This window comes from Mycobacterium arosiense ATCC BAA-1401 = DSM 45069 (genome assembly GCF_002086125.1).
Lineage (GTDB): Bacteria > Actinomycetota > Actinomycetes > Mycobacteriales > Mycobacteriaceae > Mycobacterium > Mycobacterium arosiense.
This window is the reverse complement of the sequence record NZ_MVHG01000108.1, coordinates 1-15,864: the sequence shown is the minus strand read 5'-3', so window position 1 is coordinate 15,864 and position 15,864 is coordinate 1. Positions and strand designations below refer to the sequence as shown.

Annotated in this window: 16 protein-coding genes and 2 pseudogenes; 2 read left to right on the top strand and 16 right to left on the bottom strand. The window is 67.1% G+C overall.

Features of this window, described 5'->3' with window-relative positions; translation table 11 throughout:
- From BST14_RS25250 to BST14_RS25215, 8 genes are all read right to left on the bottom strand, one after another.
- Nucleotides 1-573, bottom strand: a 573-nt coding sequence (locus BST14_RS25250) for a hypothetical protein (protein WP_211280812.1), incomplete at its 3' end; no start/stop codon positions are given.
- Nucleotides 570-1,484 carry a vWA domain-containing protein gene (locus BST14_RS25245; protein ID WP_083067046.1) on the bottom strand — a complete coding sequence of 305 codons (915 nt, stop codon included), beginning with the start codon at nt 1,482-1,484 and terminating at the stop codon, nt 570-572. The genes BST14_RS25250 and BST14_RS25245, both read right to left, overlap by 4 nt.
- Nucleotides 1,481-2,449 carry a hypothetical protein gene (locus tag BST14_RS25240; protein WP_083067045.1) on the bottom strand — a complete coding sequence of 323 codons (969 nt, stop codon included), beginning with the start codon at nt 2,447-2,449 and terminating at the stop codon, nt 1,481-1,483. The genes BST14_RS25245 and BST14_RS25240 overlap by 4 nt, the downstream gene beginning before the upstream one ends.
- Nucleotides 2,440-2,913 (bottom strand): hypothetical protein, encoded by a 474-nt coding sequence (locus BST14_RS25235; RefSeq protein WP_083067044.1) that lies wholly within the window; start codon nt 2,911-2,913, stop codon nt 2,440-2,442. Before BST14_RS25235 ends, BST14_RS25240 begins: the two co-directional genes overlap by 10 nt.
- A complete protein-coding gene (locus BST14_RS25230) occupies nt 2,903-3,769 on the bottom strand; it encodes a DUF58 domain-containing protein (RefSeq protein WP_083067043.1) in 867 nt (288 codons plus the stop codon). Before BST14_RS25230 ends, BST14_RS25235 begins: the two co-directional genes overlap by 11 nt.
- Before the next feature lie 15 nt (nt 3,770-3,784).
- Entirely contained in the window at nt 3,785-4,786 is a 1,002-nt protein-coding gene (locus BST14_RS25225; RefSeq protein ID WP_083067042.1) for an AAA family ATPase, read from the bottom strand.
- Nucleotides 4,787-4,908: 122 nt separating this feature from the next.
- Complete coding sequence (locus BST14_RS25220; protein ID WP_142279596.1) at nt 4,909-6,285, bottom strand: hypothetical protein; 1,377 nt, start codon at nt 6,283-6,285, stop codon at nt 4,909-4,911.
- Between the two features lie 193 nt (nt 6,286-6,478).
- Nucleotides 6,479-9,058, bottom strand: coding sequence for an excinuclease ABC subunit UvrA (locus BST14_RS25215; RefSeq protein WP_083067040.1), 2,580 nt, complete (start codon nt 9,056-9,058; stop codon nt 6,479-6,481).
- 128 nt (nt 9,059-9,186) lie between these two features.
- On the opposite strand from BST14_RS25215, the pseudogene BST14_RS25210 reads away from it, so the two are divergent.
- Nucleotides 9,187-9,598 (top strand): annotated as a pseudogene (locus BST14_RS25210) (alpha/beta fold hydrolase); the annotation flags it as partial.
- A gap of 140 nt (nt 9,599-9,738) precedes the next feature.
- Here the strand turns inward: BST14_RS25210 and BST14_RS25205 are convergent.
- The 5 genes from BST14_RS25205 to BST14_RS32725 all read right to left on the bottom strand — a co-directional run bounded on the left by BST14_RS25205 (nt 9,739) and on the right by BST14_RS32725 (nt 13,461).
- Nucleotides 9,739-10,167, bottom strand: a complete 429-nt coding sequence (locus BST14_RS25205; RefSeq protein WP_083067039.1) for a hypothetical protein — start codon at nt 10,165-10,167, stop codon at nt 9,739-9,741.
- A complete protein-coding gene (locus tag BST14_RS25200; RefSeq protein WP_083067038.1) occupies nt 10,164-10,979 on the bottom strand; it encodes an SDR family oxidoreductase in 816 nt (271 codons plus the stop codon). The genes BST14_RS25205 and BST14_RS25200 overlap by 4 nt, the downstream gene beginning before the upstream one ends.
- A 3-nt stretch (nt 10,980-10,982) precedes the next feature.
- Entirely contained in the window at nt 10,983-11,894 is a 912-nt protein-coding gene (locus tag BST14_RS25195; RefSeq protein WP_083067037.1) for an RNA polymerase sigma-70 factor, read from the bottom strand.
- 79 nt (nt 11,895-11,973) lie between these two features.
- The gene (gene cax, locus BST14_RS25190; RefSeq protein ID WP_083067036.1) at nt 11,974-13,131 is read right to left on the bottom strand and encodes a calcium/proton exchanger; all 1,158 of its coding nucleotides are present in this window, start codon (nt 13,129-13,131) and stop codon (nt 11,974-11,976) included.
- Between the two features lie 141 nt (nt 13,132-13,272).
- Nucleotides 13,273-13,461 (bottom strand): transposase, encoded by a 189-nt coding sequence (locus tag BST14_RS32725; protein WP_083067035.1) that lies wholly within the window; start codon nt 13,459-13,461, stop codon nt 13,273-13,275.
- A gap of 250 nt (nt 13,462-13,711) precedes the next feature.
- On the opposite strand from BST14_RS32725, the pseudogene BST14_RS31200 reads away from it, so the two are divergent.
- Nucleotides 13,712-13,897: pseudogene (locus tag BST14_RS31200) on the top strand (IS3 family transposase); the annotation flags it as partial.
- On the opposite strand, the gene BST14_RS30610 reads toward BST14_RS31200, so the two are convergent.
- From BST14_RS30610 to BST14_RS25170, 3 genes are all read right to left on the bottom strand, one after another.
- On the bottom strand, nt 13,875-14,126 hold the full coding sequence (locus tag BST14_RS30610) for an integrase (protein WP_083067034.1): 252 nt from the start codon (nt 14,124-14,126) through the stop codon (nt 13,875-13,877). The pseudogene BST14_RS31200 and the gene BST14_RS30610 overlap by 23 nt on opposite strands.
- On the bottom strand, nt 14,123-14,311 hold the full coding sequence (locus BST14_RS25175) for a hypothetical protein (RefSeq protein WP_142279595.1): 189 nt from the start codon (nt 14,309-14,311) through the stop codon (nt 14,123-14,125). Before BST14_RS25175 ends, BST14_RS30610 begins: the two co-directional genes overlap by 4 nt.
- A 409-nt stretch (nt 14,312-14,720) precedes the next feature.
- Complete coding sequence (locus tag BST14_RS25170; RefSeq protein ID WP_083067047.1) at nt 14,721-15,230, bottom strand: nitroreductase family deazaflavin-dependent oxidoreductase; 510 nt, start codon at nt 15,228-15,230, stop codon at nt 14,721-14,723.
- Nucleotides 15,231-15,864: the final 634 nt, after the last annotated feature.

The following is a 15,864-nucleotide window of genomic DNA, read 5'->3' as shown; positions in this document are numbered from 1 at the left end:
GGGCGGCGCCGCCGAGGGCGGGGGCGGCGGCGTTTTCGGCGGTGCATTGAGCGCGGTTCTCTTGGCCGCCAATCTGTTTGCCGCGTCGTCACGGATGGCGCGCCGCTGCGGGTCCACGTCGGTGTTGCCGGCGAAGCAGCCGCGCGCCGCGGCATCCACGACGGCCTGCGCGCTCGCGTAGCGCTCGTCGGCGCGTGCGCCGTCCCCTGCCGCCGCGGCCCGATCGCCCTGAGTTTCGCGGACCAGTTCGAGATTGACCCGCACCGGGCAGGAGCCGGCGGTGTCGCTGCGGGTGAGCGCGTCGGCGAAGCGGGCGTCGGCGTCCTCGAGTCGGCCGTCGAGCACGGCGGCGGCGCCCGCGGCAAACGGCGCCTTCGCCGGTTCCACCAGGTTGGCCACGCCGAGAATCGCCGCGTCGGCGTGCACCCCGCCCCCGTCGCCGCGAGCGAACGAGGACACGGCCGAATTGCCCGCCACGACAACGGAGATCAGTTTGACGGCGATCAACACCGCCAGGACGGCCGGCGGGGCCGAATAGATGACAAGTCGCCGTCGCAGCCGCAAGCGCGTCATGACGCCAGGTCCCGTCGAGCGATGCGGCCACGCCGGAACTCCCGGACCGAAAGGTAGATCTCGGCGAGCAGTAGCCCGGCCGCGAGCAGCGCGGGCAACCAGTACAGCTCGATCCGGTCGGCCTCGACGAGGCGCGGCGAATCGGGCAGGTTCAGTCGGAAGGGCTGCACACGATCACGGTGGACGTACGGAATATCGAGTTGCGCGGCCAGCCTGCGCAATTCGGCCTCGTCGATCGCGTCGCTGCGACCGTATGCCAGCACCGCTCCCCCGGACACCGTCCCCCGCGTGAGGTTGAAGCCGTCTTGCGGCGCCTGGGATCCGGGCGCACCGGAACCGAAGTAGAGCACGACGTTCCGCGACCCAGGATATAGCTGCGCCGCCTGGATCAGCTGGTAGCGCAGCACGTTGTCCGCCGCCCCGGCGTTCGCGTTGGGACCCGCGTTCCGTGACCCGAGCGCCGCGATGGTTGGTCGAAGGCTCCAAACATCATCGGACAGCGGCCAATCGAGCGAGGCCTTCGAGGCGAAGGTGATGAGCGCGAACCGTGCCGCGGGGTATTGCTTGATCAATGCCGCGATGTCGTCGCGCATCCCCGCGATCCGTGGTTCGCCGTTGCCGTAGTCCTCGATGTTCGAATCTGCCGACCGATCGACGACGAGAAACACGTTGAGGTCGGCCCCGGCCGCTGGCGTCGCGTCGCGGCGATTGTCGTTCAGCAGTGCCGGGCGGGCGGTCGCGATGATGAGCAGCAGCACCACGAGGGTCACGCCGGTCCAGCGCAGCACCGCGCGGTGACGGCGGCTTCCCGCCGACGCAAGCACCCGCCACAGCGCCACCAGGCGGGCCAGGGCAAGGGCTGCGGCGACGACCGCGAGGATCGGCCAGGGCAGCAGGGGTTGAAACGTCATCGGCGCAACACCAATAGGGCCACCGAGAGCACCGCAGCCGACAACAGCGCGATCGCCAGGGGTACCACCGGCGCGTCCTGGAAGTCCGCTGCCACCACCGTGCCGTCGGCCGTGCGCGCCGGCGGGGTATGCGCCCGAATCCCGTTGAGCGTCGTGGTCACCGACGTCGTGGATGCCACGGCATACCGGCCGCCGGTCTGCCGGGTGAGCTCGACGAGCGAACGGCTCGCCGGCGACGGGGCGGTGTCGATCACGTTGATCTGCGCCCCGGTCCGCTGGGCCAGGGCCCGAACGCTGTCATCGGCGAACAGTGCTGCGCGCTGATCTGCCGGGGCACGTAGATCCGACGGCCCGAGATAGACCACCGAGCGCCGGTGCGTACTGGGGGGTTCGGTGGACGGGAACCCTGAGAGGCACAGCGCAAGAACGTCATTCACGCTGGTGGCGTAGTCCGTGTAGGACACCGGAGGGGCGAACGACGCCGGGTGTGCCTGGTGGGCGCCGGCGAGTTGCGCAGCCGCGTACTGATGGTCGCGCGTCAGCGGCACCACGCGGCGGTTGACCGACGTCAGGCCGATGCGTTGCGCCTGAGGTGACGTGGCGGTCTGGCGCGCGAAGTAGTCGAGCAGTTCGGTGGTGGCCACATCGGTCACCGGTTGCCCGACGCAAACCATGATGTCTTCGGGGTGAGCGGCGTCGAAATCGTTGCGCACCACGCTCGGGCGGGCCGCGGCCCACGTCGCGGCGCCGAACATGACCGTCAACACCACCAGGGTCACGATCGTCGAGAGCGACCGCAGCCGGGCCACTTTGGCGTACTCGGGCAACCGGGTGAGCCGTGCGACGTTGGCCAACGGACGCAGCCGCCGGCGAGCCGCGGTCATCGGTAGCAGCGCCGCCAGCGCGACGACTGCGACAACGCCGGCCGATCCGATGGCCGCTATCGGCCACCACCTCAGGTCCACGACCGGATCAACTCCTGCGCCCGGGCGCTCACGTCCGCGACGTCGACTCGCGACCCGGCGTTGAACTGCGCATCACCGAGCCGGGCCAACAGGGGTGCCGCCGCGGCGAGATTCGCGTCGGCCATGGCACCGACTTGCAGGTACTGCGCCCGCACGCCGGTCGCCTGATGCAGAAAGCTGCGCACCGTCCGGCCGATCGCCGCGCACGCAGCCGGGGCCGAAATCTGGCCGGCGGCGTGCTCGTCGGCGATGCCCTGCACGCGGCTCGCGAACCGGTGGCGGATCAGCCGGGCGTGCATCCGCCGCACGACGGGGATACGCCGCAACTCCTGTGACGGCAGCGTCCACACGAAAACGCCCGCATACCAGATGATGACGGCGAGGAGGAGCAGGACTGCCAACCACAGCAACCACGGCGCGTAGGGCTGCGGACCGAACACATGGCGCAGCAGATCACCCGGCACGAGCGGCCACCTCGGTCAGGCGGACGAGCTCGCGTCGAATGTCGTTGCTGCCCGGGATGATCGCGTGCGGGATCGCGTGAGCGGTCAGGAACGCATCGAGGCGGGCCCGGCGAGACCGTTCGGCGCGGCGATACGCGGCGACAACCCGCGGGCCGAGGTCGGCACCGTTCAAGACGAAGCGTCCGGTGGCGACGTCGTATCCGTCGGTGTCATCGGGTCCCACCGCCGGCATGTCAGAAACCATCGCCCACATGACGTCGTGGCGGCCGGTCAATCTCGTGAGCATTTCGCTGAGTCGATCGTCGACATCGGGTTCGTCGGACACCACGATGATCAGCATGGTGTGCCGGTAATGCGTTGCGACGTAATCGAGTTGGGCAGCAATGTCGCTGCGACCGGGACGGGCCGTCGTGTGCTGATACCAGCGGTGCAACAGCCCCTCGATGTGCGACTCGCCGCGCCGCTGCGGGATGTTCACGCAGCCGCGGCGGTCACCGTACACCATGCCGATCTGGTCGGATCGCCGTAGGCCGATCAACCCCACCGCACCCATGATGTGCGCGGCGACATCGCGTTTGCACTCCCCGCTCGGGGCGAGTGCCGACATGTTGCGGCCGGCGTCGGCGACGAGCAGGATCTTGTGGTGCTTTTCGGAAACGAACCTCTTGATGAGCACGCCGCCCGAACGCGCGGAGGCCTTCCAGTCGATGTCGCGGACGTCGTCGCCGGGAACGTACGGGCGCAGGTCGTCGAATTCCATGCTGCGCGTATGCAATAGCGCGTAGCGCCCGCCTTCGAGCAGGCCTCGGGTATCGGTGCCGAAGTGGGCTTTCGCCCGGTTGAGGTGCTTGCCCACGATGGCTCTGTGGCCCTAGGGGACCCGGACGGCCCGCAGCGCGGCGTCGACCACGACCTCGGCGGTGATATCGGCGCTGGCCGCTTCGAATCCGAGGATGAGCCGGTGGCGCAGCACCCGGTGGGCAAGTTTTGCGATGTCCTCGGGCAGCACGTGCGCGCGCCCGGCTAGCACGGCCTGCGCGCGGGCCGCCTTGCAGAAGGCGATCGTGGCGCGTGGGCTGGCCCCGTATTCGACCAGGCGCGCGATCTGCTTGGGCAGCACGCGTTCAGGGTGGCGGGTGACGTCGACCAGTTGGCTGGCGTACAGCATCAGGGCGCGGTCCATGTGGACGTGGCGCACCATCTCCTGCAGGCGCAGCACGTCATCGAGGCTGACGACCGGCGGGGCGGGGTGCCCCCTGTCGTAGATGCCGGCGTCGATCCGCGCCATCACTTCCACCTCCTCCTGCGGGGAGGGGTAGCGCACGATCTCCTTGAGCAGGAAGCGGTCGGTCTGTGCCTCGGAGAGCGGATAGGTGCCCTCCTGGTCGACGGGGTTCTGGGTGGCGATGACCAGAAACGGATCCGCCAGCGGATGCACCCGCCCGGCGATCGTGGTCTGCCGCTCCTCCATCGCCTCGAGCATCGCGCTCTGCGTCTTCGCGCTGGACCGGTTGATCTCGTCGAGCAGCACGATGTTGGCGTGCACCGGACCGAGTTGAGTGACGAATGAGTTCGTCGCCGAGTCGTAGATCTGGGTGCCGATGATGTCGCTGGGCAGCAGGTCGGGAGTGCATTGGATGCGTTGGAAGCGGCCCTGAATCGACTCGGCGAGCACCTTGGCCGCGGTGGTTTTGGCCAGGCCCGGCACGCTCTCGAGCAGGACGTGACCACCCGCGAGCAGTCCGATCAGCAGCGACTCGCGCAGGTCGCGCTGCCCGACGATCTTGGTCGCGAAAGCCTGGGCGATGGCGTCGACGGTCTCCAAGGCGCCGTCGAGTTCGCGCTGATCCGGTTGTGTTCGAGCTGTAGACATACGCTCGCCAAGATACCCAGGTGCCGATTTTCCACACCTCGACGTTCGCGAGCGTAAGGCCGTTGCGAATTTCGACGTGGTTTTTCGCAGTGTGCTTACGCTGGCGGTCTGAAAGAGAGCGGCTAGGGCTGGTTCCCCGGCGGGGGCCGTTTGATTTTGTTTTCCGCCTCGAGCCGCAACCGGATTGCCCGCGCCCGCGCCTCGGCGGCCCGGGCCTGGGCTTCGGCGGCTTCGGCGCCCGCCCCAACCTCGGCGGCGCGAGCTCGCGTTTCGGCGGCTTCGGCGCGCGCCCGCGATTCGGCGGCCAGGGCCTCTGCTTCGGCGGCTTCGGCCCGCGCGCGCTCCCGTGCTCGCGCCTCGGCGGCGGCGGCCTGCGTCTCGGCGGCTTCGGCGCGCGCCCTCGACTCGGCCAGCAGCGCTTCGGCCTCAGCGGCTCTTGCCCGCTTTCGCGCCTCGGCCGCCAGGGCCTCTGCTTCGGCGGCTTCGGCCCGCTTGCGCGCCGCGGCGGCCAGCGCTTCGGCTTCGGCGGCTTCGGCTTGCTTGCGCGCCTCGATGGCCGCCGCTTCGGCTTCGGCGGCTTTCGCGCGCGACCGCTCCCGCGCCCGGGCCTCGGCGATCAGCGCGTGGGTCTCGGTGGCTTCCGCATGCGCGCGCGCCTCGGCAGCCAAGGCTTCGGGTTCGGCGGCCTTGGCCCGCTCCCGGGCTTCGGCGGCCAGGGCGTAGGCTTCGGCGGCTTTGGCCTGCTTACGGGCCTCGGCGGCCAGCGCGTGGGCCTCGGCGGCTTCGGCCCGCTTGCGCGCCTCGGCGGCCAGCGCCTCGGCCGCGGTGGCTTCTGCGCGCGCCCGTTCCCGCTCCCGCGCCTCCACCGCCAGCGCCTCGGCCGCGGCGAGCTCGGCCTGCGCCCGCGCCTCGGCGGCCACCGCTTCGGGTTCGGCGGCCAGCGCCTCGGCCGCGGCCGCTTCTTCCTGCGCCCGCGCCTCAGCAGCCAGCGCTTCGGCCTCCGCCGCCAGCGCTTCGGCTTCCGCGGCCAGAGCTTCGGCTGCGGCGGCGTCTGCGCGGGCCCGCGCCTCGGCGGCCACCGCTTCGGCTTCCGCGGCCAGCGCCTGAGCGGCGGCGGCCTCCGCCTGCGCCCCCGCGTGGGCTTCCACCTTTTCCCGCGGCGGCGTCTGCTTGAACTGCATGCTGGGTGGGTTCGGGATGGGCGGACGGTTCGGCCGCTGGGCGCCGGCGATCCGCGCCTTTTGCTCGGCCACCCGGTATGGGCCCGCCAGGAAGTCGATCAACACCAACGCCATGCCGGCCAGCAGGACCAGCGGCAACGCCAACGCGGGGCGCGTGACCATCCCCCAGAAGCCGGCAACCGTGAGCGGCGCCGCGCACAACACCGCCGCGCCCGGATACCGACCGCCCAATTCGAGGATTGTCGCGGGCACCGCTGAGGCCCGCGCGGCCAACGGGAGCCGTTCCGGCTGACTACCGACGACTCTCTGAGATCCCACGATCCCTCTCCTTCACGGAGATGCTGGCACACAAAGAGTACTGCGCCAACGGTCGAGCGGTGGATCAAATTCTCAGTGTTTCGCCAGCAATGTCGCGGCACGGCAAAGTCAGACCGGGCGCCGCGGGAGATGACGGCGGCTCGCGGCGCCGCCGAGCGGGGGTTCGGCCGTCGAGCGCGCGGTTCTGGACCGTCTACCGCCGGTGACCTGAATCCGAAGTGAACGACGATTTCGTCACCCCCGACGGCGCCAACCGCTGCGCGAGGTACGGCGCCGTGCGGCTGCGTTTCGCGCGCGCCAGCTGCTGCGGCGGGCCCGCCGCAACGACCCGACCGCCGTCGCTGCCGGCCCCCGGCCCCAGGTCAATCACCCAGTCCGCACCCGCGACCATCCGCATGTCGTGTTCGGCCACCACGACGGTGTTGCCCGCGTCGACCAGGCGGTGCAGCTGGCGGTCGAGCAGATCCACATCGGCGGGGTGGAGCCCGGTGGTCGGCTCGTCGAGGACGTACAGGGTGTGCCCTCGCCGGGGTCTTTGCAGCTCGGCGGCGAGCTTGATCCGCTGCGCCTCGCCACCGGACAGCTCGGTCGCGGGCTGTCCGAGGCGGAGATAGCCCAGTCCGACCTCTTGCATCGTGGTCAGGCTCCGCGCGGCGCTGGCGACGTCGGCATAGAACTCCGAAGCCTCGTCGACGGTCATCGCGAGCACGTCGGCGATCGTGCGGTCCCGGTAGCGCACCTCGAGTGTCTCCTCGGAGTAACGCGCTCCGTGACATGCCGGGCAGGTGGCATACGTGCCCGGCAGGAACAACAGTTCGACCGAGACAAACCCCTCCCCCTGACAGGTGGGGCAGCGACCTTCGGCCACGTTGAACGAAAACCGGCCCGCAGTCCAACCCCGGCGACGCGCCTTCGGCGTCGCGGCGAATTCACGGCGCACCGCGTCGAACAAGCCGGTGTAGGTCGCCAGCGTCGAGCGCGGTGTGCGTCCGATCGGGCGCTGGTCGACCGACACCAGCCGGTTGATTTGCTCGGCGCCGTCTGCCGTCACACCGACACTCGCGTCGTGATCGAAATCGACGATGCCACTGTCGGTTTCGTCGTCATCGGATTCAACCGGATCGGCTGATCGTCCGGTGCCGAGTTCGCTGTGCACGACATCGCCGAGCACCTTGACGACGAGTGTCGACTTGCCTGAACCGGATACTCCGGTGACCGCGGTGTACACGCCCAGCGGCAGGTCCACGTCGAGGTCTCTCAGATTGTGAAAGCAGATTCCGCGCAGCCGCAGCCACCCGCACTGCGTACGCGGTTGACGAGGTGGCGGCCCGGCGTTTTCGAAAAGGTAGTCACGAGTGACCGATTCCTCGACGTCGGCGAGGCCGGGCACCGGTCCGCTGTAGAGCACACCCCCGCCAAGCTCGCCGGCCCCGGGGCCGACGTCGACGATCCAGTCGGCACGGCGCACAACGTCCATGTCGTGTTCGACCACGAATAACGAATTGCCCGCGCGCCGTAGACGATCGAGCACCTCGAGCAGCGGTTCGGCGTCGGCGGGGTGCAGTCCGGCCGAGGGCTCGTCCAGGACATAAAGCACGCCGAACAAGCCAGCGCACAGTTGAGTGGCCAGACGCAAGCGCTGCAGTTCGCCGGGTGACACCGTCGGCGTGCGGCGACTGAGCGTGAGGTAGCCGAGGCCCAGATCTATGAGTACCTGCAGGCGGGCGACGAGGTCGGCGGCGATCATGGTCGCCACTTCCGTCAGCTCGCCGGATTGCGTGGACTCATAGGCGGGCGCGGCGTCGGTCCGAGAAGCCGTGGGGCTCAACGCGTCAGCAAGATCGGCCAGCGGCATCGCCGTGTAGTCGGCGATGGTGCGCCCGGCGAAAGTCACCCTCAGCGCCTCCGGCCGCAACCCCGAACCGTCGCATACCGGGCACTGCGCGGTGTCGACGAATTGCAGCACCCGGCGACGCATCATCGCGCTATGAGAGTTGGCCAACGTGTGGCGCACATGACGTTCGGCGCTGGAGAACGTGCCGTTGTAGTAATAGTCGGCCTGCACGGGGTGCTGGCTCGGGTCGATTTCGACCGTTGGTTGCTCGTCGGTGAACAGGATCCAATTGCGTTGCCGCTTAGGGAGTTTGTGCCACGGCTTGTCGATGTCGTACCCCAGGGTGACGAGGATGTCGCGCAGGTTTTGGCCCTGCCATGCGCCCGGCCATGCGGCCACAGCGCCTTCGCGAATGGTCAGCGAGGGGTCGGGCACCAGCGTCTCTTCGGTCACCCGATGAATTCGTCCCAGGCCGTGGCATTCCGGGCAGGCCCCGACCGCAGTGTTCGGCGAGAACGCATCGGAGTCGAGTCGTTCGGTGGTCCCCCGCGGGTAGGTGCCGGCGCGGGAGAACAGCATCCTCAGCAGGTTTGACAGGGTGGTGACGGTGCCGACCGTCGACCGCGATGTCGCCGAACCGCGGCGCTGCTGCAGTGCGACGGCAGGCGGTAGCCCGGTGATGTCATCCACCTTTGGCGCGCCGGTGGGCAATAGCAGACGGCGAGCATACGGAGCGACCGATTCGAAGTAGCGGCGCTGGGCCTCGGCATAGATGGTGCCGAAGGCCAACGACGATTTGCCGGATCCGGAGATACCGGTGAATGCGACCAGCGCGTCACGCGGGGCTACGACGTCGACACCGCGCAGATTGTGGACCCGCGCCCCGTAGACACGCACGCATGGGTCGATTTCGTCCGTGTTCTGATCGGGTTGCGTCATCTTGCTCAGCCGAATACCCCCAGTTGCGGCCGCACAAGCGCGATGCTTCCTGCGCTCGACCCCGGACCGGCCGGATCTCGGTCCGCAATCCGTTTGACGCCTGTCCGGCCGGGAATTCCGCCGTGGCCATGACGGAGACATCCCCAAGCCGCATCCGCCTGAGCCATCACGTCGTGGAACTCGATGACGGGCGCCGGATTGGACTTTCAGTCGGCGGCCGCGGAGTGCCGTTGTTATTCATGCACGGGCTCCTGCTGAGCCGGAGGGCACATCTACGGATGCTCAGCCGGATCGCCGGGATGGGACGTGTGCGGCTTCACCGACCGCGCCGATTCGGTGTTGCGCACACTGGACGCCCCCGGCGTCGGGCAGGCGTTGTTCGTCGGCCATTCAATGGACGGGCGAATGACCATCCAGCTGGCCGCGGTGGCGGTGCCCAACCTGCGTTATCCCCCCGTGGCCGCCCGGACGATCAGGGCCATCATCGAGTCCGGTGATTACACGCCGATGCTGCACACCATGCGTGACGAGGGGATGCCACCATGGTCAGGCGCGATCGCTAATCCGGCAGAACACCCGGATCACCGAGCCGGTGGATAGCGGGGCGGGCGGGTCTCGACCCAGCGACCAACGGATTCCTGTTTCTGGCTGTGTCACAGGGTGATTAGTTGGCTAGAACCTCATTCCGGTGGGTTCTGGATCATTGCCGTCGAATAAGCGAACGCCGTGAGAATCAGCAGACCGACCGGCAGCAGCACGGCGACCGTGAGCAGAATCGTTTGCCAGACCGCGGCCCCCGTCGTGAAGTGCTCCAGGTGGGTGAGATGAAAGATCAGGTGCGGGATGGCGAACAGCAGGTACGCGCCCAGCGCAACCCGCACCATACGGCGCTCCATTGTGACTGCGGCGACAGCGAATACGAGCGCAAGCGAGAGATTCATGGCGCCGTAGTCGCGCATGAGGTGTTCGGAGAACGGCGGGATGAGGTCCACCCAGGGCACATAGTCGTAGAACACCCGAGGAGTCAGTGACGCGACAAGCCCGACCACGATCTCCACGAATGTGAGAGACCACACCCCGGCGCGAAGCACGATCAGCCGGGCGTTCATCGCGACCTCTTGCGTCCGCGACGCGGCAGGGGCAGGTAAGCGCGGATGGCGTCGCTGTACGGCCGTTGGCCGGCGGCGTGCTGTTCATTGAGGTATTGCTCGAAGGTGATTGTGCCGGAGGCGTGCTCAGGGGCTAGCAGCCCGCCGTTCCTTATCCCACCAAACACCTTGCCGGGCAAGCGGATCGGGGCGATGGGTCGGCGCTTACCGACGATCGCCAGGTAGCTGCGGGCAAGATCGTCGAGCGCACGCGCCTGCGGGCCGCCGAAATCCGGCGCACGCCCGAGCGGCTCGCCCAGCGCCAACTGGGCCAACCGTTCGCCCACGTCGCGCACGTCGACCGGTTGGAACCGCAGGCCCGACGGCAGCGCGATGGCCGGCGGCTTCGCGAGCATGCGTAATAGGAAGGCGATTAGATCGTGGAACTGCGTCGCGCGCAGCACCGTCCACGGCAGGCTCGACTCGGCGATCGTGCGTTCGTTGGCGAGCATCATGCGGTAGAAAGCGAATGGGATGCGGTCGCTCCCGACAATCGAGACATAAACCAGATGCGGTGAGCCCTTTCGTTTCGCCGCCGCGACCAGCTGCTCGGTGGGATAGACGCAGTGCACGATCGTGTCGACGCCGTCCACGGCCGCGTCGAGCCCATCACCGGTCTGCACGTCCCCCATGACATGCCGAACGTCGGTGGACTGCTGGGGGCGCCTCCCGCGACTGAGAACGCGGACCTCCTTCCCCGCCGCCGTCAGGCTGTCCACAACGACGCGGCCCACGGTTCCCGTGCCGCCGGTTACGAGTACCGAGTTCGTCATACCCTATGAACCGGACACGCCCGCAGGATGTGACAACTGCTCGGCAAGGAACCGCAGTTTGTCGGGATTGGCCAGGATCCGCACCGCCGCTATCCGCTCGCCCGTGATCTCGAAGCACAAGACACCGGCCAGTGTGTCGCCGTCGAATGCCAGCATCGCCGGCTCGCCGTTGACCTCGGCGGCATCGAGGCGCAGCCGTATCTGCGCCAGGTTTCTGGTGAACACCCGCGCCACGTACCGGGCCATCCGGTCGCGGCCCGAGATCGGGCGCCGGGCGGCCGCCACGTTGCCGCCGCCGTCGGCCGTGGAGGTCGCATCGGCGGTCAAGATTTCGACGAGGCCGGCCACGTCGCCCACGCTGGCGGCGGTGAAGAAGCGATTGACCAGAGACCGCCACTGTGCCCGATCCGGTCGCTGCATCGGCGGCCGGGGTTCACCCAGTCGCTGCCTCGCTCGCCGGTACAGCTGCCGGACGTTGGCTTCCGACATCTCGAGGATCTCGGCGATCTCTAAATGGCTGTACGCGAACGCCTCTCGGAGCACGAACGCCGCCCGCTCGTTAGGCTTGAGTTGCTCCATCAAGCTCAGCAGCGCGATGGACACCGACTCGCGTTGCTCGGCGGTTTCTTGCGGGCCGAGCGTCCGGTCGTCGGTGAGGACTGGTTCCGGAAGCCACGGCCCGGGGTAAACCTCCCGGCGAGCGCGGGCCGACGTGAGCCGGTTGAGGCACAGGTTTGTGACGGCCTTGGTAAGCCACGCAGGCAGCGATCCAATGAGCGCTGAGTCTGCGCCGTGTAGTCGCAGGTAAGCATCCTGCACAGCGTCTTCGGCTTCGCTCGCCGACCCCAGCAGACGGTAGGCCAGCCAGAACAGGCGCGGCCGCTGAGCCTCGAAGTCCTCCACGAGGTCGGTCACACCGCCAAGACTGCCACGGTTCGAATACCGCCGGATTGCTGCGACCGCACAGCGAGTGCGGTCTCAGACCGTTAAGTGCTCACCCCCACCAGAACGACGTGGCGATCGCCACGTAGAGCGCGATGAGCACGGTCCCCTCGAACCAGGTCGACTCGCCGTCGAAGGTGACTAACACCGCGACCAGCGCCGACATGATCATCGACGCCAACAACAGCGGTGAGAACACCAGATCGAAGTGAGGCTGGCCGAGCCATGTCGCCGCCAGGCAGACTATCGGGGCGATGGTGAGCGCGATCTGGACGGGCGACTGGAAGATCACCTGGACCGCGTAGTCCATCTGGTTCTTGGCGGCCAGCTGAATGCCGACGAAATTCTCCACCGCGTTGCCGGCGATCGCGACGATCACCAGACCGGCGAACACCTCGTTGATGCCCGCTGCATGCATCGCCGGCTCTAGGGCGGCGACGAACCATTCCGACACGAAGGCCGCACCGATCCCGGCGACGGCCAGCATGCCGATGGCCATCGCCAGCGGCCACTCCCCGTGTGCTGTCGCCACACTGGCGGCTTTGGCCGAATCGGGGCTGGCCACGATGGGAGACGACGCTCGGGAGGTTTCATGATCAACTTGGCCCACGGGGTCGACAGCACGCTTTCCGAGCGTGGCCGGCAGCGAGAGTGCGAACAGCGCAAGCATGACGATGGAGACGACGACCGACAGCGCCCGCTCGTGCGGTTGCGCCGGCGTGTGTACTGCAGCGGTGAGCGAGGGGACAGCGAGGATGAACACCGCGAGGGTGAACATCAATCCGAGGGTGCGTCCGTCGTCGGCGGCGAAGCGCTGGCGGCCGTGTCTGATACCGCCGACCACGAAGGACAGCCCGAGCACCAGCAGGGCGTTGGAGAGAATCGAGCCGACGATGGTGGCCTTCACCACCCCGTAAAGGCCTGCTTTGAGTGCGAACAGTATGACGAACAATTCGGGCAGGTTCCCCAGCGCCGTCTGCAGTATCCCAGTCGCGTTGGGCCCGAGCCGGTCTCCGAGCGCCTCCACCGAACGGCCGACCAAAGATGCCAGGGTGGCCAACGCAAGTGCGGACACGATGAACACCAGCACTTCATTTGCGTGGGCGAAGTGCAGAACTCCGGTCGCCACGGCCGCGATCACCGTGAGGGTGATCATGATGCGGTCGCGCCGGGTCAGCAGTGGGGGCCGTTCAGTATCGGTGGTCGTCACGCGCCTCTCCTACTCTGATCGCGCCGAAGTCTTCCAGAATCGCACGGTTCGTGTCTGAAGATCGCCACTCGCGACCAAGCAAAGGCCATGCTCGTCAGGCGGGTCTGCTGCACGAACGGGTGATAGTTGCATTTACGCGGCCTAACGGGCGGGTGTGGTCATGATTGCTTCGAATCGACGGGGGTCCATCGATTTGAGACCGGTTTGCCGGCGTCGGCGGTGGTAGATGCGTTCCATCCAGGTGACGATGGCGATGCGCAACTGCTCGCGGGTGTCCCAGCCTCGGCGGTCCAGGACGTTCTTCTGCAGCAGGCTGAAGAAGGATTCCATGGCCGCGTTGTCGCCAGGCCGCCCCGACGCGCCCCATAGACCCGACCAGGTTGCTGCCGCCCAGGGCGCGAACGAACTTTCGGCTGCGAAATTGCGACCCGCGGTGACTATGCACCACGCAGCCGGCGAAATCACCACGACGGGCGACTGCGCTGGCCGACGCCGTAGTGGCCCGTCGGGATTTCATCAGGGAGTCGATGCTGTAGCCGACGGTCCGGTTGGAGGACACTGATCGCACAACAGCTGGTGGAGTGTGTTCGGTAAGCGCAAACGGGGCAAAAACGGCAAGGTCGGCCCGCCCGTGCATGATGATCTGGTGGGCCGGGATTTCACCGCGGATTCCCCAAATCTGTTGTGACTGGTGCATCCTACCGAGCACCGTAGTGGCGAAGGCCAGCTCTATCTCTGTGCGATCAAGGACGTGTCCTCCAGGCGATGCGCTCGGCCATCGGCTGCCCAGCATCGCCGGCTTCGGCGACCAGGAATCGGTAGCCGAATTCAGGGTCATTGCGATGGGCATCGAACAGAGCGTCGGCCCGGTAGGCCTCCACCAGCTCGGCATCGGTCACCGGGCTGGCCAGCCAGCGGTAGTAGGGCTGGCGGGCGCGCTTGAGAACCCGGCACGTCACCGCGACGGGGACTCCGACGTCGGCGCGCTCTTTCACGAGCGGGTAAAGATTTCTCCCGGCAGGTTCAACTGCGACAGATACGCCGCTGCCCGGCGCAGGATTTCATTCTCCTGTTCCAACAACCGATCCCGGCGACGCAGGTCCCGCAGCTCAGCCGACTCACCGGTCGTCTCACCCGCTATGGCCCAGTCGTCGATATAGGCCTGACGCAGCCACTCCACAGCGTCATCGGATGCACCCCGAAATCAGCGCGATCTGCTCGACGGTCGCACCGTCCTCACGGTTGCGGGCGACCCGAACAACGTCGTCGCGGAACTCCTTGGGGCCCTGCCATGGTGACATCCTTCCAGCCCGCCCACCCAGGGCAAGCGATCTCAAGTGTCACCCGTTCGTGCAGCAGACCCCAGCTCCACCGACATGATGTGTGAATCCTCCTGTATCCGAGGCCATTCGGGGCGATTCGCGAAATGTGTCTTGGCCGGCAACCGCCCTCGCTTGCTCGCCAGCTGCAGTTTCTAGGACATTTGCAGACCTGGGTTCATCCGGCGTTGATCAATACAGAAACGCTGGACGTCGCCGCCGTCGCGATGTAGCGGCCCACGAGAAATACGCGCTGGCAGGCGCTGGCTACTATGGCCCTGACGTCCGAGTAAGGACGAACGCCTCAAAGTGGCGATCGCCAGCCCACATTTGCTCCTTCTCGTAGCCAGGATAGAGCTCGACGCCTCTCGCCCAGATCCTGTCCCGCTCGTTAGGTGCCGCAAGTCGAGCAGTGACACGCCACGTATTGCCGTCAAGCATCATCGTCGCCGTCGGGTTGGCCTTGAGATTGTGGTACCACCCCGGGTGTTTGGCGGCGCCATAGTTGGTCGCTATGACGGCCACGCCGTCCGGGTGCGGGATACCGCAAACCGCAACGGCGCGCTGCTTCCCCGACTTGGCGCCGGTGGTAGTGAGGATAAGCGTAGGAAGACCCGACGCGACTTCGGCGAAGCTGAGCTTGCCACCCGTGAGCCTCCTGATGAGCCGCTCGAGGCGTGGTGCGCTTGAGCCGAACAGCACTCGCCCCGCATTCGTGGCTGCGAAGGAGCGGATGGCTCGATGGAATGCGTTGGCATCGTCGAAGGAGCGGACTTTCATACCGGCCTTCTCGCCGAGATTGTTCTCCGCCGCCACCTTTTCCAAATAATTCGCCAACTCATAGTCGCCCCTGAACTTGGACAGTCTTCATGACGATGGGCACACTCCCAGCCATCCGTGAGCGAGGCTCCTACCGTATCACGAATTTCATAATTTTCGAAATCGAATCGCCCCCTGCCAGATCGTCAATGGCATCAAGAAGATCACCAGCCGCAGGATTGACGAACACACCCGCGCATCTCTGCTCAATATCGTGGAGCGCTCAATCACAGCGGACCGACCGGCTTGGGCGGGGCTTTGAAATGAGCGGCGTTCAGTGAGTTGAGATGCGGGCTTTGGCGGTAAGCGCAGGGTCGCGTCGGTGAATCCCGCTTGTCATGGGCCGAACGACGCCGATTTCGGTGGCGCGTGAGCCACGACGATAAACCGAGTGTGCGAGTTGAGTTTTCACAAGGAAGCCAGCACGCGCTAGAACGGTCACCACGTGTGCCCTTACGCGGCGCGAAGCACGACATGGCTCCTAGTTCGCTGTGTGCAGCATCTTCATGCGCTCACCTTGATCGCGCTCGTCGAAAGTCCTCAGGTGTGCTTGCCGAAATTCCTCACCTGTGAGCAGCGGTCAGTGTAGTTGTTG